The following is a 24,578-nucleotide window of genomic DNA, read 5'->3' on the forward strand; positions in this document are numbered from 1 at the left end:
CTTTTTAAAAATTATACATATTGTAGTTCCTCAGCATGTTTAAACGCGCGATCAATCATTCCACCGCCAAGACACTCTTCACCATTGTAAAAGACAACAGCTTGACCTGGTGTAATTGCACGTACTGGTTCATCAAAAATAACTTGTGCTTGATTTTGACCAATCAATTTTACAGTAACACCCGTGTCCTTTTGACGATATCTAAATTTTGCTGTACACTTGAACTCTTTCGGCATTTCTTGATGAGTTGTAAAATGAATGTCGCTTGCTTCCAAGTAGTCAGAGTATAAATGTTCATGGTGAAATCCTTGACCGACGTAAAGAGTGTTTGTTACTAAATCTTTACCAACAACAAACCAAGGCAAAGCCTCTTCACCCTTTCCACCACCGATACCTAATCCTTGACGTTGTCCAATAGTATAATACATTAATCCGCTGTGTTCACCTTTAACAACCCCATCTAAAGTAACCATTTTGCCTGGTTGGGCTGGCAAATACTTACCTAAGAACTCTTTAAAATTTTTTTCACCGATAAAGCAGACACCTGTTGAATCTTTTTTCTTTGCTGTTGCTAAACCGGCACGTTCAGCAATCGCACGTACTTCTTTCTTTTCTAAATGTCCCAAAGGAAACATCGTTTTTGCAAGCTGTTCTTGCGATAATTGGCTTAAAAAATACGTTTGGTCTTTATTATTATCAAAACCTCTAAGCATATGTGACACACCATTTTCATCTCTAGTTACACGAGCATAATGGCCAGTGGCAACGTAATTCGCACCTAATTGCAGTGCATAATCCAAAAAGGCTTTAAATTTAATTTCTTTATTACACATCACATCAGGATTAGGTGTACGTCCTCTAGTATATTCATCTAAAAAATATTGAAATACTCTATCCCAATACTCCTTTTCAAAATTCACTGAATAATACGGTATTCCAATTTGATTGGCGACCTTTGCTACATCTTTGTAATCTTCAGTCGCTGTACAAACACCGTTTTCATCTGTGTCATCCCAATTCTTCATAAAAACACCAACAACATCATATCCCTGTTCTTTTAAAAGCAAGGCCGTTACAGAAGAATCTACACCGCCGCTCATTCCGACAACAACACGAGTTTTACTATTGTTTGTCATTTACTTCACCATCATTTCTTATAGATTTTGACATATCTTTTACGATTTGAAGGTCGTAATTTTTCAGTCTCGCATATTATAGTATGTTTAAACAAAAAATGCATGCTTTTTAACTAAGAAAAATAAATTTAACAAAAGATTCCAAATGACATTTTTGAAAGAAAGCAATTGTTGATATCAAAATATTAATTATCAATTTCACATAGTTTTAAATTTAAAACATATACTTTGAATTTTAAAGAGATTGTTTATATAAAAATTCTTTTGAACGTTTTCAATAAAAACACTTAAATACGTAATCAGAAAACTGATTATATCGACACTTATTTAATAAATACATAAAAAGTGTTGTATAATTGCAGAGAGATTGTTATAATATCTTTAGACGAACTACAAATGTAGTGGGCATCCCCTTCCCCAAAAAGCCCCTTATTTCTAGTTCGTTCTTTTATTTTATGAACAGTAAACAACAACACTGTAATAGTAAAAATATTTTTCTTATTTAAAAGAATGCAACTAATAAAAACAGTAGCAACTACCAAGATAGTTACTACTGTTTTTTTATATTATTTATTTAATTCTTTATTGAAATCTTGATATATATCCGTCAATGGAACTAATCGTTCGACGCCGGTCGCCATTGTTTTAATTTTAACTGATTTTTCGGCAAGTTCATTGTCACCCATAATTAAAACCCATTTTGCATTCAACTTATCTGCTGTTTTAAATTGAGTTTTAACTTTACGATTCATATAGTCTCGTTCTGATACAAAGCCAGCCGCTCTAGCTGCTTGAACCAGTTTTAATGATTCTGCTGACACTTCATCACCTAAACCAACCACATAAACATCTACAGAAGGAGTTGTATCAATTGTGATTCCCTCAGCCTCCATAGTAATCAGCGCTCGTTCAAGCCCTAATGCAAATCCAAAGCCAGCATCATGGCTATCAGGACCATTAAATTCTTTGACCAGTCCATCATATCGTCCGCCGGCACAAATAGTTGTAATTGCACCATTAAATCCTGGTGCTTCACTCATAATTTCAAAAACTGTATGATTATAATAGTCTAAACCACGAACCATACGATGATCAATAACATAATCAACGTTTGTATCGTCTAATAATTTTTTGACAGAATTAAAAAATTGTGCAGAATCTTCATCAAGAAAATCTAATATAGAGGGTGCTTTTGCTACAATTTCTTTATCCTTTTCATCCTTACTGTCTAAGACACGCAATGGATTATTATGTAAACGATTTTTAGAGTCTTCACTTAATTGGTCGCTTAATGGTTCAAGATAATCAATTAACGCTTGACGATATACCATGCGCGATTCGCGATTGCCCAAGGAATTTATTACTAACTTGGTATGAGTGACACCTAATCTTTTATAGAAATCTAATGCCAAAAGAATACACTCAACATCAGTTGCTGGATTTCGACTACCTAAAACTTCCATACCGATTTGATGAAACTGACGCATTCTTCCCGACTGAGGACGTTCATATCTAAACATTGGGCCTATATAAAACGCCTTAAATGGATTTTGATGTTCCGGACCAAATAGTTTATTTTCCACATATGAACGTACTAAAGGTGCTGTTCCCTCAGGTCGTAACGTGATATGACGATCTCCTTTATCATGAAAATCATACATTTCCTTAGTAACGATGTCTGTAGTGTCGCCCACTGCCCTAGAAATAACTTCAATGTGTTCAAACATCGGAGTTCTTAATTCATGAAAATCATACAACCTGAATACCTCACGTGCTGTATTTTCAACATACTGCCATTTTTCTACATTACCTGGTAGTATGTCATTTGTTCCTTTTGGCTTTTGATATTTCATTTTCCACACTCCTTAAAATTGCATTCTTTTTCTAATTATATCACACTATATTAGCAATCAGATGATACAAATAATTAAAATAATTTTTGAATGCTACCAGTAACATCAATATCAATTTTTTCTTTATACCTACCGTATGGAATAATAGCTTTATTTAACAAATTACTATATTCTGTACTAATAAAAAAAGAGAACGACACTTAGTCGCTCCCTTTTGAAAAATATGTTGTTAAATAAAAAATTGGGATACCGATTAATGTTAGAATTATTCCAGTAATCGCTAAAGAAAATTGGGTTAAAACAGTCGTTACTAAGATAAACAAACCGCCCAAAATAGCAATTAATGGAATCCAAGGATATAAGGGTACACGGTACGGTCTCTTCAACTCAGGCTCACGCTTTCTCAAGACGAAAACAGCAACAAAAATCAAAATACTAAAAAGCCACATAACAAATACCAACATATCAGTTAGTAAATCAAACGTACCTAAAAACATCATTAAAATTGAAATAACTAATTGTAGCAATGCTGAGACATAGGGTATCTTAGCATTTTTAGATAATCTTTTTAAATATTTGCTGCCAGGCAGTTGTCCTTCCTCAGCTAAAGCGAACGGAACTCTGATACCAGTCATCGTATAACCATTTAGTGCTCCGTACACAGAAATAAGAATACCGATTGTTACAAGTTTACCACCAACACCACCAAACAAAACTTTAGCAACATCAGAGGCAGCATTTTTATTACCAACAATTGCTTCAAAAGGTAGCACATGTAAAAATGCTGCGTTTATCAATACGTACACAAGAGTAATAAAACTCAAGCCTAAAAAAATAGCTTTTGGTAGCATTTTATCAGGTCGTTGCATTTCACCTGCCATGGCACCAACACCTAACCAACCATCATAAGCAAAAAGTGTCGCAAAAAGTGCCGGTGCTAAAAGTGACAAAAAATTAGATGAATCATTTCTAACAGAATGTGACACTGACAAAATATCATTTGTTCCATTGACAAGTCCAAAAATAATGATAAGACCGATTGGCACCAACTTCATGACTAAAGAAATAGACTGAAATTTTGATGCCACTTTTGCACCAAGTAAATTAATCACAGTCACTGATGTTCCAACCAAAACAGCAATTGGAATCAATAAATTTTCATCTAATTGAAATAAATGAATAAATTGTAAACTAAAAATAATAGATAAAGCTGCAATATTTGCCGGAAAATAAATAACTGTTTGTGCCCAACCGAGTAAAAATCCTGGTAACTTCCCATAAGTGTACTCAATATATTTAATTGCTCCACCTGTTTTAGGGATTGCCGTCGCTAATTCTGCACTTGTTAATCCTGCACAAATGGTTAGTATACCGCCAATTAGCCATGCTAAAAGTGAAATTTTCGGAGAACCTGCAACTTCAGTTACAGTCGCTGCCTTAAAAAATACGCCTGCTCCGATGACAGTACCCATTACTGTTGAAAAAGCGCCAAACATTGTAATATCCCTTTTCAATTGTTTTTCTTCCAATATATCTCCACCTTTTTAGTTCAGTATACTTTATCTTTCAGAAAATAAAAATACTTTTGAAAATACATACAAACTTAAATTTCTTATTAAACGAAATCACGGTAATAACAATATTTTCAAAAACCAAATAAATTATTTACAAGAAATTAATCAAAAGATAAATCTGTACTTGTTCATAACTCTTCTAAAATGTATGTTAATAATGAATCAGAAAAAAATATAATTCTTTTATCAACTTAGTCTGAGATCAACTGACTTAATCCATAGATTTTGCATTTTATCAGAATTACCTAATCTACCTTCAAAACGGTACCATGTACCATAAGCAGTCGTAACTTGTTCCAGCAGAGTAATTTCTTCTTTGTAAAAAGGTTTCGTACGACCTATTTGTTTCGTTTGACGTGGTCCTACATATGCATCGTTATAAAGAATCCCATATTCTTGTGTTACTTGGGCTTTTTGATTTAAAGTTCTTTGATTTGTTTTTTCATCTATTAAATCTATCGACTTCACCCAACCGATAGTCCGTTTGCTATTATTATTAATTATCGCACGATACCAAGTTCCGTATGATGTTTCTGCTGAAGCATCAATGTCGATTATATGATCTTTCTTACCATTTAAATTATTAATTAACTGCGTTTGATCACCGTCATACGGACGATCATAAACAGCTCCATAATTTTTGTTAATAGCACGTTTAGTTTCTAAAGACTGATAATTATAAAAATGAGACACATCATTAGCACTAGCCCAAACCTTTTTTTCAACACCGTTAATAGCTATACGGGTATGATACCATAATCCAGCTGGTGTTTTAGCCTCTTCAGTAACTGTAATCGTATTACCTTGGCGACCATTTAATCTGCCAACTTCTTTTGTTTTGCTGTCATTTACATAAGGCGAATCGTAAACAATACCGTAATTTTTATTAAACGATGCCTTGAAATTATTTTTTCTAATAGTAAGATTTTTATTAAGATCAACTGATTTTATCCAGCCTATTACATCTTGATTTGCAGCATTTTTAAATGATATCTTATACCATTCACCATAATCTGTGGTCACTTTAACAGTTGCTTGGAAAAATTGGTTCAGTTTGCCATTTAAATTACCGATAGCTTGAACTTTATTGCTTGTATATGGCGACTCATAAATTAAACCATAATCTTTATTAACATAAAATTCTTCATTTACTTTTTGGTAACCGCGGTAGTCATCAGTATCTGTTGATTTAATCCAACCAGATACTTGACGCCCGTTTTGTGTAAACGATGTCTTATACCATAAACCATAGCTTGTTTGTTGCTCTTCCGTTACTTTAATTTCTTTGCCAAGCATACCTGATGTATTACCGACAATACGAGTTAAATCTCCACGATATGCTTCATTATAGATTAATCCATTATTACGATTAACTGTAATATTCTTATTAATAGGTTTTGCAGGTAATGTGTCAGTAAAATCAGTTGACTTCATCCAACCTGACTGATTCATCCCATTTAGTGTATAAGAAACTTTATACCATTCACCGTAACCAGTCCTTGCTTTTTCGGAGATTGATACTTGCATACCCCGTTGATTTCTTATGTCCAACAAGCTTTTAACTCCAGGATAGTAAGGCTGATCATAGAGAACAGCAAAATTTTTATCTAAAACTTTTCGATTGTTGTATTTTTCTTTTTTTAAAATATCTTTAAACTCACGAGCTTGTATCCAGCCAGTGCGATTTTGACCATTTTTTGTATAAGTAAATTGCTGCCATGTTCCATGACCATTTACAACTTCCTTTGTCACTGTTACGTCTGTATTCAGCAAACCAGATGTGTAATCAACAGCTCCGTCACCTTTTTGATATGGTCGTGAATAAATAGCGCCACCGTTAGTATTTACGTATCTAATTTGGCTCATATTTCTTTGACTGATGACATTATCCTTATAATCCATTTCCTGTCCGTTTCCATTGCTAGGATTACTATAAGTACCAGTATAATCACTTGACATATCAAATGTACCACTAATTCCTGGGAAGGTCATTGACGATGTCCATTGCCAAGCTCCATATTGTGTATACATTTGGCCTGAAGGGTTATACGGATATGCCGCAACCCAGATATTCTTATTTTGTAAAGCGCTTGTATTAATTCGACCTTCATTAATCCAATGTAATCCGACATAATGAGTCACATTGCGATAACCCCGCTGATTTAATTCTTGTGTAAAGGCTTGTGAATTTTGAGTATGATATTTACTATCTTTAATTTGCTGTTCTTCAATATCATTAACCATAACCGTATCTTTAGATAAACCTAATTTTTCAACAAATGATGCGAAGTATCTAGCTTCCTCTCTTGCTTGCGCTGCTGTCGTAAACCAGCTATAGTGATATGCCGACACTTTCATGCCCGCTGCCTTAGCGTTGTTAATTTGGTTTGCAGCATACGGATTTGTATAATTTGTCGCTTCAGATATTTTAACTACGACACCTGTTACGCCATAACTACTCATTTTTTGATAATCGGCAACACTTATATTTCCATTATGAGAAGAAATATCAATGAAGTTGGCGGCAGGATGGTTTTTATCATTAATTGAAATTCGTGATAATCCTCGTGTATCTGAAAATAGCATTGCTCCAGAAACCAGATTGCTTCTGCCAGATGGCAAGCCAAAATCATATTCTGGTTCTTTAGTTTCCTCAGTTGACTCCGATGTATCTGTTTCACTATTTGATGTTTGCAAATTGTCTTGTAAATCAGTGGCGTTGGATGAATCTTGAATTCGTATATCAGCAGATGTCGTTGTCATCGTATTTTTTTCTGAAATACCTTGTTCAGATCCTTCAGCAAATGCAGACTGTCCAACTAAAAGCACTCCTAAAATAGCACTATATAGATACAATTTTTTCCCATTACTTTTCACTCAATCAAACTCTCCTTACTTTAATTTATTAATTTCATAACAACCGTTTAAAATATTAGTGTTTATTAAACATAACTAATATTTTATCATATTTATTAATCATAATATAGTTTTTTTATTGTTATTGTCTCAATTGATAATATTTTGTTTTAATATCAAAAAAAAGCTTAACTTATTACAGTAAAAAAATAATATGGTAAACTAAATATATAAGGAGATGATATAATGGCAAAAAAAAGCTTAACTGTAAAAGATATTACTGGAAATTTACTAACCACTAATCTGTATATAGAAAACGGAACGTTAATCGTAGTTTACAATAATACTGAACGGAAAATTTATACAGATATTGCATTTTTTGAGATAGTTACAGACGGCGAAACGCTGTTATTAAACTTTTCAATAAACGGCACAGACCATAACTACAATGAAAGTATAGACTTATCTACCGTTCATAATATAAATGGTGTACTTGTCAGACCTGTATAGTAATTACAGAAAAAATGGACTCTTCTATTTAGAGTCCATTTTTTTCTTTAATTAATTCAAAAAAAACTTTCATTACTTGTGAGACTTGTTTGTTCAAATGATAAAACAATTGCATTTGAATCAAACTATCCGGTACTGGATAATCAATTATCTGAATAGTGTCTTGTTTTAAATGATCCTGAATGATAAATTCCGGTAAAAATGATAAGCCATAACCACGAGTTAACAGATTTAAAATAATCTCCGTGTTAGCAATTTCTAATTTAGGTTGAAGCGTTAACTTTTCACTTGATAGCATCGACTCCAGTTCACGACGATAGCTAGCACCACGCTGTGTCAAAATAAAAGGTTGCTCAATAAGTTCTTTTAATGTAACTTCATTGTTTAACGTGTGGGCGATTTCTTTTGAACCGACAAAAACACTCCGTTCATGCTTTTCAAATACCTTAATCCACTCCTCACCATACACAGGAAAATCTAAAGTATAAATACAATCAATTTCATGGTTTTTTAACCGTTGAATCAATTCCTCTGTCGTACCAGTTATAACAAGAACAGTTATACTTGGATATCTTCTAGATAATTCGAGTAAAATATTAGGTAAAATTACTACTGATAGTGACTCAATTGTCCCTAAACGCAGCTCTCCTTTTGGTTCGGAAATTAGTTCGACACTTTGTTTAGCAATATCAACTTGAGTCAAAATTGCAAATGCATTCGGCAAGAAAATATTCCCTGCTTCGGATAAATACACTTTGCGGCCAATACGTTCAAACAACTTAACATCCATTTCCTTCTCAAGCTGTTGGATATGGACGGTCACAGCTGACTGTGAATACCCCAAAAATTCTGCTGCCTGTGAGAAACTCAATAACTGTGCTACTTTTATAAAAGATTCAAGTTGTGTTAATTCCATAAAGTTCACCTATTTTTTTATTAATTTTTTTAATCGATTGTATAAATAAATTGATTTTTTTTAATTCATAACTAATGCTACAATATTTTATGGCAAGAAACAATATGGAGGAAAACGTAATGAAGACAAAAAATTACATGAAACAATTTATTGACACTTATTATGATAGACACCAAAATTTAGATAAACAGCCTGTTATTGAGTTAATTAATGACCAAACATTTAATGAATTATCTGATACAGTAATTTTAGAAGAAGGACGATCACTACCTGAGTTACTTTCAATCATTGAAGAAAAGGTATATGCGAACCGCTTAATTTTAGAACATCCGCGCAACTTTGCGTTTATACCTGCACCTGTTGAAGACGTTTCTCGATTAGGTGATATGATCAATACTTTTTATAACCCAAATGCATGCGGCTGGTACGCAAGCTCCGGAACAGCCTGTATCGAACATGCTTTAATTAACTGGTTATGCGAACAAGCAGGTTACACCAAAAATGCTAGCGGAATTATTGTTTCAGGCGGATCGATGGCAAACTTAACAGCTGCAATTACTGCCAGAGATACTAAAATACAACCAGATCAAATTGCCAAAGGTGTTGTTTATATATCCAATCAGGCTCACCACAGTATTAACAAATCCTTACATATTATCGGAATTCCTGATGATCGTATTCGTTATATTAATACAGACGACAACCTAAAGATAATTCCTGATGACTTAGACAAAAAAATAATTAACGATAAACGTGACGGGCTGATCCCCTTTTTAGTTATTGCGACTGCCGGTTCGACCAATGCAGGTGTGATTGATCCGCTTCACGAAATTGCACTAATTGCTGATAAACACGATTTGTGGTTCCATATTGATGGGGCGTTTGGCGCATCTTTATTATTGTCTGGTGAACATAAACATCTCGTCAACAGGATTAATTCCGCTGACAGCATTACGTGGGATGCTCATAAATGGCTTTTTCAAACATACTCCTGTGCCATGCTTTTAGTCAAAAATCGCTCAACTCTTCTACACAGTTTTAGCGACAATGCAGAATATTTAGCTGATGCTCAAAAAGCAGACCACACCGACTTTTGGGATTTAGGTATTGAGCTGTCTCATCCAGCTAGAGGCATGAAACTATGGCTGACTTTACAGAATTTAGGTACAAAACAAATTGCCCAAAAAATTGATTTTGGTGTTTATACTGCTGAATATACACAGCAAGTTATCTGCAACTTTAATCATTGGCAAATCGTTACACCAGCACAAACAGCAATTATAAATTTTAGATATTATCATAAAGATTTGTCTGCTGAAATTCTGAACGACATAAACAGTTTATTATCCGAAAAAATAGTTGCAAGTGGTTATGCTCAAATAATGACAACAAAGATCAACGGTGCGACAACATTGCGCATGTGTACGACATCTCCAAAAACAACACACCAAGATATTGATCAAACCATCAGTAAATTGAATGACTTTCTTAATGAAGTCCTATAGCAAATTGTACCTACTTATGAAAAACCAGTCATAAATAATTAATAAAAAACCGAAGAGCATCCACAGCACTTCGGTTTTTAAACTAATTTAATTAAATGACTATTTCATTTTTAAACTCATCGCATTGAAAGCTACAATTACTGTACTTAGAGACATTAACACAGCACCAACTGCTGGGCTCAAAACAATCCCAATAGGCGCCAAAATTCCAGCAGCAAGCGGAATTGCTATGATATTATAACCTGCTCCCCACCATAAATTTTGTACCATTTTACTATGAGTTTCTTTAGCTAAAGTCACAAAACTTAAAATATCTAATGGATTGCTGTTGGTTAAAATGATATCAGCTGATTCCAGTGCGATATCTGTTCCAGCTCCGATGGCTATACCAACAGTCGCTCTGGCTAAACTGGGAGCATCATTGATACCATCCCCGACCATTGCTACCTTTTTGCCCTCACCAACTAATTTGGCCACTAATTTTTCTTTATCAGTCGGTAACATCTCACTATAAAAGTGTTTAATTCCTAAGTAAGACGCGACTTTCTCAGCGGCTTGTTTATTATCACCAGTTGCCATAATCGCCTCAATGCCTAATTCATGCAATGACCGAATAAATTGTTTAGCTTCAGATTTAATTGTATCGCCCAATGCAATTGCTCCGACTAATTCTTGATTAATTACTAAAAAGCTTAACGTACTCCCTTGCTCAGTGTATTTATTTGTCAGACTACTATCATAAGATAGACCTAAATCAGTAATACCCTTTGCATTTAGCAGTTGGACATCTTTACCGTTAACTTTTCCATCTAATCCAGAACCAGCGACATTTTTCAAATCCACAACAGTATAAATAGAAATGTTTTTATCTTTAACATATGACATAATTCCTTTGGCTATTGGATGATTAGCATTTGTTTCTAGTGCACCGATATATTTCAATAATTCGTCTTCATCATACATTTTATCAAATGATACCAAACCATTGACACTAAAATTACCCTCCGTTAAAGTTCCAGTTTTGTCCAGTACAATTGTTGTTAAATCATATGCATGATCCATAGCATTACGATTTTTTAATAGCAATCCATGCTTGGCAGCAATTGATGTCGAGCGCGCAATGACAAGAGGAATTGCAAGTCCTAATGCATGAGGACAAGCAATAATCAAAACCGTTACCATACGTTCTAATGCCATAGAAAAATTATCTACAAAAAGCCAGACAATAAAAGATAGTACACCAGCTCCCAAAGCAACATAGAATAAATGCTTCGCCACTTTATCAGAAAGGGCCTCTAGCTTAGATTTATCATTTTGCGCATCACTGACCATCTTCATTACTTGAGCAAGATAACCATTCTCACCCGTTCCGGTAACTCGAACCTGAATTGTTCCATCACCATTCACTGATCCGCCAATAACTTTATCACCGACCTTTTTATTGACCGTTCGTGATTCACCTGTAATTGCTGATTCATCAATATAGCTTGTTCCAAACTCAATCGTTCCGTCAGTCGGAACTTTATCACCAGCCTTAACCACAATCAAATCTCCTTCTTTAACATCTTGTAAAGAGACAACTGACTCAATTCCATGAGATTTAATAACAGTCACTTCATTAGGTAAAAGCTCCGCCAATTTTTGTAACGCGTTACCTGCATTAGATACAGCATTCATTTCAATCCAATGTCCCAACAGCATAATAACAATTAAAGACGCGAATTCCCAAAAGAAATCCATGACATGTTGATTTAAAAAATGATTCGCAATAAAAGCATAGATACTATACACATAAGAAACTGATATCCCTAATGATATTAGAGTCATCATACCTGGACTTTTTTGTTTGATTTCCATTTTTGCGCCCGCTAAAAATGGCTGTCCTCCATAAAAAAATAGAATCGTAGCCAGTATCGCAACAACTAGTTCAGATCCTTGAAATTGAAATTGAAAAGGCAGTTTCATGCCCATCATTGGTGAAAGTAAAATAATCGGAATAGCCAAAACAAACGATGACCAAAACTTTTCTTTGAAATTCCCCATATGCATGGAGTGATTGCTCGTATTCATGTGACCCATATCGTGACCTTGCATATCCATATGATTCATATCATGATGATGCATATGATTCATTTCATTCATAGTATCATGATGATTTTTATTCTTTATATCAGGCATATCTTTCATGTTGCTATCTTTATCACTCATTACAATCACTCCTATTTTGTTTTTTATTATGATGATTTATATATTTATCATACCAAACACAGGAAATCAGTCAATCAATTTACAATAGCGCATTGTTAATTCGGTTTTTAATCTTATATTGAGCAGATAATTATTGAATACAAACAAACTACTATATAATAGTAAGCAGAAATCAATAGGAGGAATAGTTGTGAAAATTGAAATATGGTCAGATTTTGTATGTCCTTTTTGCTACATCGGTGAAAAGAAATTGGAAGAAGCTTTATCACAGATGCCCTTTATCAAAAATATCGAAATCCTTTTTAAAAGCTTTGAATTAGATCCTCAGGCACCTCTATATAATGGGTCATCTATCGATGAAGCGATTGCAAAGAAATACGGTCTCTCTGTCGAACAAGCCCGTCAAAATAACGAAGGAATTAAACAGCATGCTGCTGATGTCGGTTTAACTTTTGATTTTGACATTATGAAACCGACAAACACACTCGACGCCCATCGATTAACCAAGCTGGCTTCATCAAAAGGATTAGAAAAGAATATGGTAAATCTGCTTTTTAAAGCTTACTTTGAAAATGGGGCTTTAATCAGTGACCATGAGATACTAGCAAAACTTGGCACAGAGGCTGGATTAGATGAGGATGATGTTAAATCAGTTTTAAACGATCCTAATTGCTTCCTGTCTGATGTCCGACAAGACGAAAATCAAGCACAGCAATACGGTGTTTCAGCAGCTCCTTATTTTGTTATAGATAATACCTATGCTATCAGAGGCGCACAACCAGTAGAATTATTTATTCGCGCTTTAACAGATGCTTGGTCAAAGAAGCAAGAATCTAATAATAGTAATAACGGAATGATTTGTGACGAAAACGGCTGTGAACTACCTAAATAAAAAGATGAAGCCAATCAATACCGGCTTCATCTTTTTATTAATCTACGTCAACATTATGAAAAACATTTTGAACGTCATCCAACTCTTCTAAAGCATCAATCATTTTCTCAAACGTCGCTAAATCTTCACCAGTCAAAGTCACATCATTTTGAGGAACCATTTGAATTTCAGCTACCGAAAATTCTTCAACTCCTTTTTCTTTAAGAGCCTCTTGAATTATTTGAAAATCAGTTATTTCACCATACACGATTACTTGTCCCTCTTCTTCGATAACATCTCTCACATCAATATCTTTTTCCATCAGATATTCAAGAATATCATCCGCATCCTCTCCAGGAACACCAATGATAGCAGTATTATCAAACATGTATGCAACCGCACCAGAAACACCCATGTTTCCGCCGTTTTTACTAAAAGCTGCACGTACATCAGCAGCAGTTCGATTGACGTTATCTGTTAAGGTATCAACAATAACCATCGAACCGTTTGGACCAAATCCCTCATATCGTAATTCTGAATAAGTTTCATGCCCTGAGCCCTTAGCCTTTTCGATAGCGCGATCAATGATATGTTTTGGGACATTATATGTTTTAGCTCGCTCTATAACAAAACGTAATTTTTGATTTGAATGCGGGTCAGGCTCACCTGATTTTGCTGCTGCATAAATTTCAATACCAAATTTTGCATAGATTCGACTATTGTTAGCATCTTTCGCACTTTTTTTTGCGACAATATTTGCCCATTTACGTCCCATAATTTCACTTCGCTTTCTTTTAGTTAGGTCAATATAAAACTTCCTATATTATTATACTTATCTCAAGTGATTATGCAAGATTTTTTTACAAAACAACTATATCATCTTAGAATTCCAACTTATTTATACATACTAAAGAATTAAACATAGCTGCTACCTTCAGATTTTAGGGGAAAATATGAATAACAAAAATATCAGATAAATGATATCCCTTTAACAAATCACTATTGCGGATAATAATTTTACCAGTCCCATTAAATGTCCCAGGTGCAATAATTTTTGTCGGTACATTTCCGTCAAGTAACGACAATGGAACCTGTCCAATCAATTTACCGTCTTTGGTTTGAATACTCACCTTAAAAACAACTTGCGCTTCTGTTGGTATAAATTTTTTCACCCGAAGTTTTACTGATACCAGATACTCTTTTCCTCCTGGAATTTTTTTTTCCTCTAAAAAGTTATATTCTCCAACAACATTTCCATTTAAATCCATAATCTCACCTCAAAAAACAACGATTTATATTATGATAAAAAGCACACCTCATATCATTCATTCTATCATATCACATAGGAGAACTTTAAGATGAAATTTATTAAACCAACTCATTGTACAATATGTCTGCTTTCATCACTTTTTATCTTGTTTCTAGTAATATCTAGTGGTTTAATTAAATATATTGGTCAGTTTGAAGATATCAAAAATTTAAGTCACTTACTTTTAGCAATTATCTTTCTGTCGTCAGGTATTATGATTTAAAAAAAACGACTTTCTCACCAGGCTTATTCTTAGTTGGTGGCGGCATTATTAGTATATCGAGCAGCCTCCATTTATCTCAAATTGACTATTTGGGATTTTTATCATTAACAATTGAAAACAAAGAAAAAAATTAAAAATCATTAGTATAGTTCGTAAGAAATTATTTTGCTAACTCAGAAACAATGAAAAAATAATTATAAAGAAGGGAATTAATATTAACAATGCACACCCGCAACTGTATATTGTTTTCATAATTTCATAAAACAACTCAATATATATCATCTTGTCTCATTACTCTCTTCAATAGATTTTATAAAATATTATTATAACAGCATTTTTTCTATTATTCTTCAGTTTGTGTATATTCAGGCAGCACTTTGTTTAAAACCATCGCCACAGTAGAAACTGTTGCGCTGAGTGAACTAAATAGATATTGAATAAATACCGGTAATGCTTTTATAAAGTCTTGCAGAATAAGAATTAAACCTAATGTGACAACAAATGCACCGTCAATTACAGCTGAAGAAATTGATGATATCAGCATCGCCAATTTTCCAGAAAATCCAACAACTATTACGATAATAAACGGTACCATATAAACATCCATTGCTAAGACATGTTGAATCTTAAATAATAATGTTTGAGGCAGTGAGAACGGTTCAGCGACACTGATGATTAAACGACCTTTATAACTCATTTTTTAAAAGACTCCTCTTTTGTAATTTTAATGAGAACTAACATATTGCAGATAAAATGCGAACATTAAACCAATTATCATCTTAATAATACGATGATTTTAACATAACGATATCTCGTTTCATAAATATAATTTAAATAAAAAGATACATCAGATCATTTATCAAGTTATGTACGTATTAATTGAACAAAAAAGGCTTCTCATCCTTTTCAAAGTTATTTATTTATCTGTAGCTGCCTGCAGATTAAAATATTCTATCGTTAAAGTAGGATCTGGAATAATCGCCCCTATACTTTTATCATAAAAATTTTTATTTTTTTGATAGGTTTCAAACAATTTAACTTTTGAATTCCCTACAGCTTCAATCGTTTCAATTTTCTTAGTTGTCCCATTTACCAAAAGTTCATAACCTAATTCAGGTGTTATGTCACTCTCACTAAAGCCTATTTTATAGAGTAAAGTCGCGTCCTCACCGCTTTTATTAAGCGCCGTAAACATCAAGTTGTCTACAAAATTGTATTTAACTGTCATTTCTAGTTGGTCTAAAGAAGACGTCGTATCTTTTAACCACGGACTATCGACGGTGGATAACGCAAGTAAAATTTTTAATTCTGTCGTTAATGCGTTATAGTTCTTAATAATTTCCGTGTCATTTTTGTCACTCGTTATCGAAATATCTGCTTTGTCACTCGTTATCGAAATATCTGCATTTTTTTCACTAGAGGAACTATTTTTTTCAATTGTGTGATCTGTTATTTTAGCCAATTTTTCAGAATCAATCAGCTTGACATGACTAGTCTCTGCTTTTTTACTAGATGTACAACCGGTTAAAACTATTACTGCGACTAACAACCATCCTATTTTTCTCATGTATCTCCCCAACCTTTGATTATCGTTAGTTGAAGTATATCAAAATTTGAAAACAAGGTCATTAATAAAAAAGAATTTATTGTCTTATTTCAGAAATTCCTTTACTTACATCTGTTATATAAAAAAAAAGATATATGATATAATTAACGAGATATTCAAATTAAATTTAATACATTTTAGAAATTAATTTCAGGAGAATTTATGATTTATGAGTGATAAAAAGCATAATTAAAGACTTCATCAACGTAAATGAAGATCCTTTTCAAATGCGTATATAACCGCAAATTCCAGTTATTTTAATTTAGAACAAATTGCGATAATTAAAGACAAGTTAAATTATCTACCCATCAAATGTCAAACTGCTGTTCAATCAATTTCACTTAAAAGTCCAATGATAGCATTGATCCTCTCATTATTTACTGGTACTTTAAATTTTGATTGGTTTTACCTTGGCCAAATCGGATTAGGTATTGGCAAACTCCTAACTGTTGGCAGTTTTGATCTTTGGGCACTTATCGATTGGTTTTTAATTATGAAAGCTGCTAAGAATATTAACTAACACAAATTAATGCTTACCACATAAAACAAAAGGAGAAAAAAATGACGCAGACACTTTTTCAACACTATCTAAGCAAACTTAAAAACTGTCAAGATACAGCCTATTCATTTAACAAAGACTTAGCACACCACCCGGAGTTGTCTGGTCAAGAATATCAATCTCTCAAAAATATTTTGACTATTTTATCAAATAAATCGATTTCTTATCAAACAAATATTGAGGATGTAGAAACTAGCTTTCTGGCAAATATAACCAAAGGGTCTGCCCAAGACCCAAAAATCGGTATTTTAATGGAATACGATGCATTACCAGATATCGGACATGGCTGTGGGCATTCTGCTAGCGGAAGTATTAGTTTACTGACTGCTTTGGCTTTTTGGGAAATGAAAGACGACCTTAACGCGACCATTGATTTAATCGGTACACCGAACGAAGAAGTATTTGGTGAGAAAATCACGATGAGTTGCAACGGACTATTTGATTCATATGATTTTGTCATCATGATACATATGAATCCAAAAGAAACATGGGCTTCCTGTCATTTCTTGGCTCTCAGAGAAATCCGTGTCACATATATAGGCAAACCAGCTCATGCTGCTGCTGCACCTTGGCTAGGAGTAAATGCACTAAATGGTGCTATTCTTACAACTAACGCACTCGATATGCTGCGACAGCAACTTTCGATGGATACTCGCTTAGCCTATATAATAAAAAATGGCGGAATAGCGCCAAATGTTATTCCGGATAAAACTGAATTAATCATAAATATACGCAACAAGCAACGCGATGACTTGCAAAAAACGTATCAGCAAGTAGTTAACTGTATCAAAGGTGCCTCACTAGCGACGGGCACTACTTATCAAATTGAAGATACTGGTCCCGCATACGACGATATGAAGATCAATAAAGCAGGTGTCGAACAATTAAAACTAGTCATGGACGAACTTAATCTCCCTTATACAGAAGAACCTACTGGAGTTGCAGTCGCAAGTTCTGATATTGGAAATATCAGCTATATTTGTCCCGCTTTTCATCCGATGCTCGCTATTTCTGATGATGATATTTCCTTACATACACAAGAAGTAGCCGACCTCATGAAGAATGATTCTATCAACTCGGTTATTTTCAATGGCGGTCGTTTGATGGGGGCATTTATTATCAGAATGATAGAACACCCGGAGATTTTAGAAAAAATAAAAGTTGAATTTAGTAACGATAAAAATTAAAAAAGAAACGGCAGAAAACTGTCGTTTCTTTTTTAAAGCAATTGTTTAATTACAGCATCCAAGTCTTTTAAAAATTTCTGGTGATCAGCTTGTGTAAAAGCCTTAGGACCCTTCGTTCTTTTACCGGCTTTTCGCAATTGACTGCCCATATAACGCTGTGCTAATAAAACATCAATTGTTTCAGGCAGATACTCTTTGCCGCTATGATGAAATACTCTGACTTTCCTGGTTAATAATAACGAAGCCAAGCCATAATCTTGAGTGATGACAATATCGCCATCTTGGATTTCTTTTACAATCCGATAATCGGCACTATCTGCGCCCTTATCTACATAAACAAAATCAATAAACTCAGGATATTCTTTCGTTGTATAATGATCCACACTGGTTACAATCAACACTGGAAGATGATACTTTTCAGCTAGCTCAATTACTTCATTTTTAACTGGAGAACCATCTCCATCAACCACTAATCGCACACTACTACCCCCTTTTCTATTAACGATACTCTTGAATTAAACCTTTTAGAAAATGTCTAGTATAATTATCGCCACACGTCTGATAATTTCGATGACCTTCTTTACGCAGAAAAGCACTTAATTCACTTTTTGAAATAAACATGTTTTCATTGGCTAAAATATTAATAATATCATCGGTTGTTAAAGATAAAGCTATTTTTATTTTTTTTAATAAAACATTATTAGCATTACCCTGTCTTAATTCAAACTTAGGCTCTTCCCCTTTTTTCGGACCTCTTTGAGAAATAATCATACCATTTAAGAATCTTTCAAAGCATTCATCTTCTAGAGGCAATTCATAGTTGTCATCATCAATCTTTCTAAGCATAGCAAGCAATTCTTCTTTAGTAATTATGACACCGCCCAATTTAAACACTTCAATCATATCATCATCTCTGATATCTAGTGCGTACCTCAAACGTGTTAATCGATCATTATGATTCATAACAAACTCCTTTAATTTTTAAGTTAACCCATTATAGCAAAAATGACAGCTTCTAGCAGTCAAATTAAAATATATAAAATCACATTAATTTGAATCATTCTTTACTATAACTCTATTTAACCAATTTAGTTCTTTAAAAATTAAATTTTCACAACTTAAACGCACAATATCTTGTTTTAATTCAAAAAGTTGTATTACTATAAACTTATACCAACAAACAACTTTTTTCTTTCGTTTACTTGCTAAAGTAAATGAAAACAACTCCTTTCCTCTAGCAGGCTGCTGGAGGTTTTTTTATCCCCTTATCATTTTTTTTAACCCCGCTATAAACGCACTGACATCATCGTTCTTTAAGCGACTGACATTGACACGACAACTTTGAAAATCTCGCCTATCATTCAAATAACTTGGATAAACAGCAATTCCTTCATTTAACAAATGCAGCCAATCATCCTTTTTCAATTTTCTGCTGGTTACAGTTAACCAGATATAATGCCCGCCTTGTGGAAAAGTTGCAGTGACAGAATCTGACAGGTGTTCCATTAAAGCTATTCTAAAATCAGTCATTCGATATGATAAATCACATCGTAGGTCTTTTAACTGTTTATTGAATGATGGCATTTTCAGTGCAACCTCCGCTAAGACTTGCGGGAAAATGCTTAAATTATTTTCAGTTTCGTCGCGCAGCCTCACCACTTCATCTAAAATAATTCTTGAAGCATAGATCCATCCCAATTGAATATTTTTCCCCAAGACCTTTGATAGTGAACCAATGTAAATTACCAAGTCAGGGGCTAATTCTTTCAATAAAGGCAAACGGTTTGGCACCTGATATGCTAATTGTCCAAACACATCGTCTTCTATAATAATCGTGTTAAATAAGCGGCAGCTTTTTATCAAATCTATTCGACGCTCTAAACTTAAAGTCGTACCCGTTGGATTTTGAAAATTAGGATTTGTGATAACTAGACGAACATTATTTGTTGTTAATATCTCTTTTAACTGACTCACTCGCATCCCTTCTGAGTCAACCGGAACTCTAATCACATTTAGTGACATTAGTTTTAAAACAGACAGACCCTTAAAAAAAGATGGATCTTCAATGACTACCGTGTCTCCAGGTTTTAATAATGTCTGAATGAGAAAAAACAAACTTTGCGAACCGCCAGATGTCACCATTAAATCATCTGGGTCGGGTAAAACCTGATAATTAACAGCAGTATTTTTTGCAATAATTCGACGCAAATCTAAGAGGCCTAATGATTGATTCTCACGCTTAAGAAAATCATTCCAAATTAAGTCAGGCAACTTAATTTCAGGAATCAATGCAGTTGGTAGTTCCCCAGTATATGTATCAATAAACGATTGATTTTTTATGAGAGACTTTTGTTTCATGCAATCCAGATACTCATTCTCATCTTTAGATTGATTGGTTGAAGCACTTCCAATACGACTCAACTGACGGACAATGACTGATTCAGTTGATATTTTACTAACAAAAGTACCGCTGTTGACTTTTCTTTCGACAAATCCTTGAAAACAAAGCTCATCATACGCACGTACAATAGTGCTGCGATTAACCATTAATTCTTTAGCAAGCTGACGCTCTGACGGTAGTCGTCGCTTCATTTCTAATTCACCGTTACCGATTTTTTCAATAATTTGCTGCATTATCTGCTGATACAATGGCACTTTTGATTCTCGACTCAATTCAATACGCATAAAATCACCTCTTCCTATTTTAACATATAATTGGATGGGTCCACTTTGATAAATTGGCTCTATGAATAATTATTGCACATGATAAGCTAGAAAAAAATCTACTGAGGTGGTTATAATGTTAAAAAAAGTTTTATCAATTGCTGGATCAGACGCTGGAGGTGGTGCTGGAATTCAAGCAGACATCAAAACTTTTGAAGAATATGGTTTATTTGGTATTAGTTCTATCACCAGTATTTTGACCGTCGACCCATCGACACAGTCAGCTGATATTTATCCAATCCCTAGAGATATAGTAGAAAAACAATTAGCTACTGCCTTTTCAGGAGGAGCTCTAGATGCCGTTAAACTTGGTCTGCTTGGCAGTCTGACAAATATTGAGTTAATAGAAGATTATATAGTTAGAAATAGCCAACATCACTTAGTTCTTGATCCAGTAATGGCGGTTAAAACTAACGATACGGTACTTCAACCTGAAATTGTTTCTAGTATGATTAAGAAGTTAATACCCTTATCAGACATCATCACACCTAATTTAGTTGAAACAAAGATACTTGCAAATATGCCTAAAATTGAAACAAAACAGCAGATGATGACGGCTGCAGAAAATATTTTTAGTTTAGGACCGAAGATAGTTGTCATTAAAGGCGGTGCAAGATTTCCTGGATATGAAGCACTAGATTTATTTTTTGATGGCCGCTCCTTTGAATTTTTAACAGGACCAAAAATTAATAGCCAGACAAATCATGGTGCTGGCTGTTCCTTTGCGGCAGCTATAACTGCCGGTATTGCGAAGGGATTGCAGCCGTTGGATGCTGTAAAACTTGCAAAAAAATATGTCACATGTGCAATTGAACACGGCCTATATTTAAACGATTTTACCGGCTATGTTTGGCATGGCGCTTTCCAAAACGCACAACAAAGAATGATAGGAGAAATAAACTATGAAAACTAAAACACATCAATGGACACTGCCGGAAACAGTCCTTATGGGATTATTTGCCTCCCTAACCGTCATTGGGACATCTATCCGTATTCCTTTGCCGGCGCTTGTCGGCAATCCGTTTTTCCATTTAGGCATGCCAATTTTATGTCTGGCTGTTCTAACGCTTGGTTTTTTTAAAGGATCTCTAGCTGGAGGAGTTGGTTTTGCTATTTTTGATATTCTCAATGGTTTTGCAGCAGAGGCTCCTTATTTTATTTTTGAAAGTTTTATTGTTGGCGGAACTTTAGCTTTTTCATATCTTCAGTTTAAAAACTTTAAAAACAAAGTTTGGTTTATTCCACTAATCATGTCGTTAACAGCAATTGCAAAAATTCTTATGACCTTTTGCAAAAATCTAGTGATTCAATTGCTGATGGGAAATTCTTTACCTATAAGTTCAGCTGCCAGTTTTGGAACATTGTATATCACTGTAATTAATGCAATCGCTGCTATTATTATTGTGACACTTCTCTATAAACCAGTGACAAGTTTAGTTGATAAAATGTTAAAAAAGAGATGATACTTTTCATAGTATCATCTCTGTTTTTAAATAATTGGTTTATTTAAGACTGAAAAAGATACCGTTACACCCGTTTCAGTATTTTTTAACATCAGTTGACCACCATGGGTTCTTGCAGTTTCTTTAACCATTGTCAATCCTATACCCGCATGTTCTGAAGATTGGCGGCTTTTTTCTTCTTGCCACAAAAATGTTGCTGCATGCTTTAGTGCTTCCTCAGAAAAACTTGGACCAACATCTTCCACTTCAAATGTTGTCTGCTGGTTATTTTGAAAAACTGAAAAAGTAATATCAGTACCAAACATTGCATACCTGATTGCATTGTCCCCAATATTAATCAGTGCTCTTGAAAGCATAAGCTCATCAGCCTTTATTTCTTTAATAGTAGTGTTTTTTTTATAAATAAGGCGATTATTGTTCTTTTCAGCTGCCGCTTTTAAAAGTTGGAAAACGTCATTTATTAATTGATCACATTGGATTACGGTCGTTTTCTGATTATCTTTTGATATTATCGATAAATCTCGCATTTTCTCAGTATATTGTTGTAATTTGTATCCTGACATATAAACTGACTCAGCTAATTCCTCAATATCCCTATCTGTCGTCTCTTCAAGAATCAATTCGGTATTCCCAGTGATCACTGTCAACGGTGTTTTAATATCATGAAGCATCGCCGAGACGTTTCGCTCATATTGCTGAAAATCCGACCACTGATTGGTTAAAGATTCGCGTAATGACTCTCTTAAGTCTTCCATTGAGTTTAATGCCTCATCAAATTCATTAATTCCTGTATCTGCAATTATCTTGCTGGTTAAATTTTTTTGACTGATTTGCTGTGTCGCTTGAGAAATTTGAGTTATTTTTTTATTGATTAATAAACTAGCTCGTTTAACAAACAATATAAAATAAGCAAACAATAAAACTAAAATTATACTGAGATAAAAAATCTCAAAATTTGGAATTAATCGACGAAATGTTCGATTAGTCAGCATCGCTCGATATTTCCAAATAAAAATAATTTTATCACCATTTGACAATGAGGCAGTTGACGATTGGTAATTTCCTTCAGATTTTTTTGCTCGCAAGACTAATTTTTCAAATACAGATGAGTCAATGGTTGATCTTTTTATATCTCCTTGAGCATTGTAAATCGCAAAATCTGTATAATTTGTTGTTAACTGATTGGGTATCTGCTGTTCTTGGTCAATATAATTTAGCCACTGCGTTGCTTCTCTTTCACCAGCATCAGCTGGAGAAACAATACCTTTAAAAATTAATCCGCTGAAAATCAAAATCGCTACACCAATAATTAAAAGAAAACCGCAGAATTGAATAAAGAACAGGCGCCCCATATAATACGTTAAACTTTTGGATTTCTTTACTGCCATTGATAACCAATCCCCCAAACAGTCTTAATCGGATCACTATCAAACAGACGGCATTTTGCCCGAACATTTTTGATATGTTCAACAATTACCTTTTCTGTCGTATCGTGTTCATAACCAAAGACGTTTTCATGCAGCTGTTCTTTTGAAAAGATTTGTTTCGGATGAGTTATAAGAAACGCGACAAGATTATATTCTGATTTAGTAAAGGGTATCAAATTGTCCTGATAAAAGCATTCTCTAGTTAATAAATTGACAGCATAATTGTCTAAGTGAACCAGTTCAGTATATCTGCGCTGATCCCTTCTTAAATGTGCATCTACTTTAGCTCGCAGCCCTCGTATTGAGAACGGCTTTTGAATGTAATCATCCCCGCCGATTCCTAATCCTTGAATCATGTCATTTTCCGCAGTTTTTGCAGTCACAAAAATAATCGGACACGTAACTTGTCTGCGAACACGTTCACAGAATCTAAAACCATCTTCATCCGGCAGCATCACATCCAACAAAATCAAGTCAGCAAACAATAATTTTTCCTTAGTAGCCAACTTGGTATTTTCCACTGTAGTCACTTGATGTCCTGCCTTTTCTAAAGACCGTTTAATAAGATTTAAAATATCTTTATTATCATCAATTGCTAAAATCTTTGCCATGTTAATTCACTACCCTTTTTTTTATTTATTATAACATGTC

At 34.0% G+C, this 24,578-nt stretch carries 23 protein-coding genes; 7 read left to right on the forward strand and 16 right to left on the reverse strand.

The features are described 5' to 3' along the window. Positions 1-11: 11 nt before the first annotated feature. The 5 genes from mnmA to CBF37_RS05110 form a co-directional block, all read right to left on the reverse strand. Positions 12-1,136: a tRNA 2-thiouridine(34) synthase MnmA gene (mnmA, locus tag CBF37_RS05095; RefSeq protein WP_125983667.1), complete on the reverse strand. Its 1,125-nt coding sequence runs from the start codon at positions 1,134-1,136 to the stop codon at positions 12-14. A 566-nt stretch (positions 1,137-1,702) separates the two neighbouring features. Next, positions 1,703-2,989 (reverse strand): histidine--tRNA ligase, encoded by a 1,287-nt coding sequence (gene hisS / locus CBF37_RS05100; RefSeq protein WP_125983668.1) that lies wholly within the window; start codon positions 2,987-2,989, stop codon positions 1,703-1,705. A 74-nt stretch (positions 2,990-3,063) separates the two neighbouring features. Further along, positions 3,064-3,189: a formate--tetrahydrofolate ligase gene (locus CBF37_RS11850; RefSeq protein ID WP_165866642.1), complete on the reverse strand. Its 126-nt coding sequence runs from the start codon at positions 3,187-3,189 to the stop codon at positions 3,064-3,066. Next, positions 3,190-4,518: an APC family permease gene (locus CBF37_RS05105; RefSeq protein WP_165866643.1), complete on the reverse strand. Its 1,329-nt coding sequence runs from the start codon at positions 4,516-4,518 to the stop codon at positions 3,190-3,192. It abuts the gene before it with no gap. A gap of 231 nt (positions 4,519-4,749) precedes the next feature. Beyond that, a complete protein-coding gene (locus tag CBF37_RS05110) occupies positions 4,750-7,440 on the reverse strand; it encodes a GH25 family lysozyme (RefSeq protein WP_125983669.1) in 2,691 nt (896 codons plus the stop codon). Between the two features lie 225 nt (positions 7,441-7,665). Here CBF37_RS05110 and CBF37_RS05115 point away from each other — a divergent pair, with 225 nt between their 5' ends. After that, entirely contained in the window at positions 7,666-7,929 is a 264-nt protein-coding gene (locus CBF37_RS05115; RefSeq protein ID WP_125983670.1) for a hypothetical protein, read from the forward strand. Between the two features lie 28 nt (positions 7,930-7,957). Here CBF37_RS05115 and CBF37_RS05120 read toward each other — a convergent pair whose 3' ends face one another. Continuing rightward, positions 7,958-8,845, reverse strand: coding sequence for a LysR family transcriptional regulator (locus tag CBF37_RS05120; protein ID WP_125983671.1), 888 nt, complete (start codon positions 8,843-8,845; stop codon positions 7,958-7,960). A 119-nt stretch (positions 8,846-8,964) separates the two neighbouring features. Here CBF37_RS05120 and CBF37_RS05125 point away from each other — a divergent pair, with 119 nt between their 5' ends. Beyond that, on the forward strand, positions 8,965-10,350 hold the full coding sequence (locus CBF37_RS05125; protein ID WP_165866644.1) for a pyridoxal phosphate-dependent decarboxylase family protein: 1,386 nt from the start codon (positions 8,965-8,967) through the stop codon (positions 10,348-10,350). A gap of 99 nt (positions 10,351-10,449) precedes the next feature. On the opposite strand, the gene CBF37_RS05130 is transcribed toward CBF37_RS05125, so the two are convergent. Then, on the reverse strand, positions 10,450-12,558 hold the full coding sequence (locus CBF37_RS05130) for a heavy metal translocating P-type ATPase (RefSeq protein ID WP_125983673.1): 2,109 nt from the start codon (positions 12,556-12,558) through the stop codon (positions 10,450-10,452). Positions 12,559-12,748: 190 nt separating this feature from the next. Between CBF37_RS05130 and CBF37_RS05135 the strand changes: the two genes are divergently transcribed. Then, on the forward strand, positions 12,749-13,450 hold the full coding sequence (locus CBF37_RS05135; protein WP_125983674.1) for a DsbA family oxidoreductase: 702 nt from the start codon (positions 12,749-12,751) through the stop codon (positions 13,448-13,450). A gap of 37 nt (positions 13,451-13,487) precedes the next feature. Here the strand turns inward: CBF37_RS05135 and CBF37_RS05140 are convergent, their stop codons facing one another. The 4 genes from CBF37_RS05140 to CBF37_RS05155 all read right to left on the reverse strand — a co-directional run bounded on the left by CBF37_RS05140 (position 13,488) and on the right by CBF37_RS05155 (position 16,528). Further along, positions 13,488-14,204, reverse strand: coding sequence for a YebC/PmpR family DNA-binding transcriptional regulator (locus tag CBF37_RS05140; RefSeq protein WP_125983675.1), 717 nt, complete (start codon positions 14,202-14,204; stop codon positions 13,488-13,490). 166 nt (positions 14,205-14,370) lie between these two features. Beyond that, positions 14,371-14,697, reverse strand: coding sequence for a hypothetical protein (locus CBF37_RS05145; protein ID WP_125983676.1), 327 nt, complete (start codon positions 14,695-14,697; stop codon positions 14,371-14,373). Between the two features lie 607 nt (positions 14,698-15,304). Continuing rightward, positions 15,305-15,658 carry a hypothetical protein gene (locus CBF37_RS05150; RefSeq protein ID WP_125983677.1) on the reverse strand — a complete coding sequence of 118 codons (354 nt, stop codon included), beginning with the start codon at positions 15,656-15,658 and terminating at the stop codon, positions 15,305-15,307. Between the two features lie 219 nt (positions 15,659-15,877). After that, a complete protein-coding gene (locus CBF37_RS05155; protein ID WP_125983678.1) occupies positions 15,878-16,528 on the reverse strand; it encodes a hypothetical protein in 651 nt (216 codons plus the stop codon). 391 nt (positions 16,529-16,919) lie between these two features. Here CBF37_RS05155 and CBF37_RS05160 point away from each other — a divergent pair, with 391 nt between their 5' ends. Next, the gene (locus CBF37_RS05160) at positions 16,920-17,087 is read left to right on the forward strand and encodes a TM2 domain-containing protein (RefSeq protein WP_125983679.1); all 168 of its coding nucleotides are present in this window, start codon (positions 16,920-16,922) and stop codon (positions 17,085-17,087) included. A gap of 41 nt (positions 17,088-17,128) precedes the next feature. Further along, the gene (locus CBF37_RS05165; RefSeq protein ID WP_125983680.1) at positions 17,129-18,313 is read left to right on the forward strand and encodes an amidohydrolase; all 1,185 of its coding nucleotides are present in this window, start codon (positions 17,129-17,131) and stop codon (positions 18,311-18,313) included. Between the two features lie 32 nt (positions 18,314-18,345). Here CBF37_RS05165 and CBF37_RS05170 read toward each other — a convergent pair whose 3' ends face one another. The 3 genes from CBF37_RS05170 to CBF37_RS05180 form a co-directional block, all read right to left on the reverse strand. After that, positions 18,346-18,792, reverse strand: a complete 447-nt coding sequence (locus tag CBF37_RS05170) for a YaiI/YqxD family protein (protein WP_125983681.1) — start codon at positions 18,790-18,792, stop codon at positions 18,346-18,348. A gap of 19 nt (positions 18,793-18,811) precedes the next feature. Then, positions 18,812-19,276, reverse strand: coding sequence for a YehS family protein (locus CBF37_RS05175; protein ID WP_125983682.1), 465 nt, complete (start codon positions 19,274-19,276; stop codon positions 18,812-18,814). Between the two features lie 294 nt (positions 19,277-19,570). Then, positions 19,571-20,998 carry an aminotransferase-like domain-containing protein gene (locus CBF37_RS05180; protein WP_125983683.1) on the reverse strand — a complete coding sequence of 476 codons (1,428 nt, stop codon included), beginning with the start codon at positions 20,996-20,998 and terminating at the stop codon, positions 19,571-19,573. 115 nt (positions 20,999-21,113) lie between these two features. Between CBF37_RS05180 and thiD the strand changes: the two genes are divergently transcribed. Both thiD and CBF37_RS05190 read left to right on the forward strand, forming a co-directional pair. After that, the gene (gene thiD / locus CBF37_RS05185; protein ID WP_125983684.1) at positions 21,114-21,950 is read left to right on the forward strand and encodes a bifunctional hydroxymethylpyrimidine kinase/phosphomethylpyrimidine kinase; all 837 of its coding nucleotides are present in this window, start codon (positions 21,114-21,116) and stop codon (positions 21,948-21,950) included. Further along, the gene (locus CBF37_RS05190; protein WP_125983685.1) at positions 21,940-22,500 is read left to right on the forward strand and encodes an ECF transporter S component; all 561 of its coding nucleotides are present in this window, start codon (positions 21,940-21,942) and stop codon (positions 22,498-22,500) included. The genes thiD and CBF37_RS05190 overlap by 11 nt, the downstream gene beginning before the upstream one ends. A gap of 26 nt (positions 22,501-22,526) precedes the next feature. Here CBF37_RS05190 and CBF37_RS05195 read toward each other — a convergent pair whose 3' ends face one another. After that, positions 22,527-23,888, reverse strand: coding sequence for a sensor histidine kinase (locus CBF37_RS05195; RefSeq protein WP_125983686.1), 1,362 nt, complete (start codon positions 23,886-23,888; stop codon positions 22,527-22,529). Then, the gene (locus tag CBF37_RS05200; RefSeq protein ID WP_125983687.1) at positions 23,879-24,538 is read right to left on the reverse strand and encodes a response regulator transcription factor; all 660 of its coding nucleotides are present in this window, start codon (positions 24,536-24,538) and stop codon (positions 23,879-23,881) included. Before CBF37_RS05200 ends, CBF37_RS05195 begins: the two co-directional genes overlap by 10 nt. Positions 24,539-24,578 lie beyond the last annotated feature (40 nt).

The sequence above is a fragment of the Vagococcus vulneris genome, from assembly GCF_003950515.1.
Lineage (GTDB): Bacteria > Bacillota > Bacilli > Lactobacillales > Vagococcaceae > Vagococcus > Vagococcus vulneris.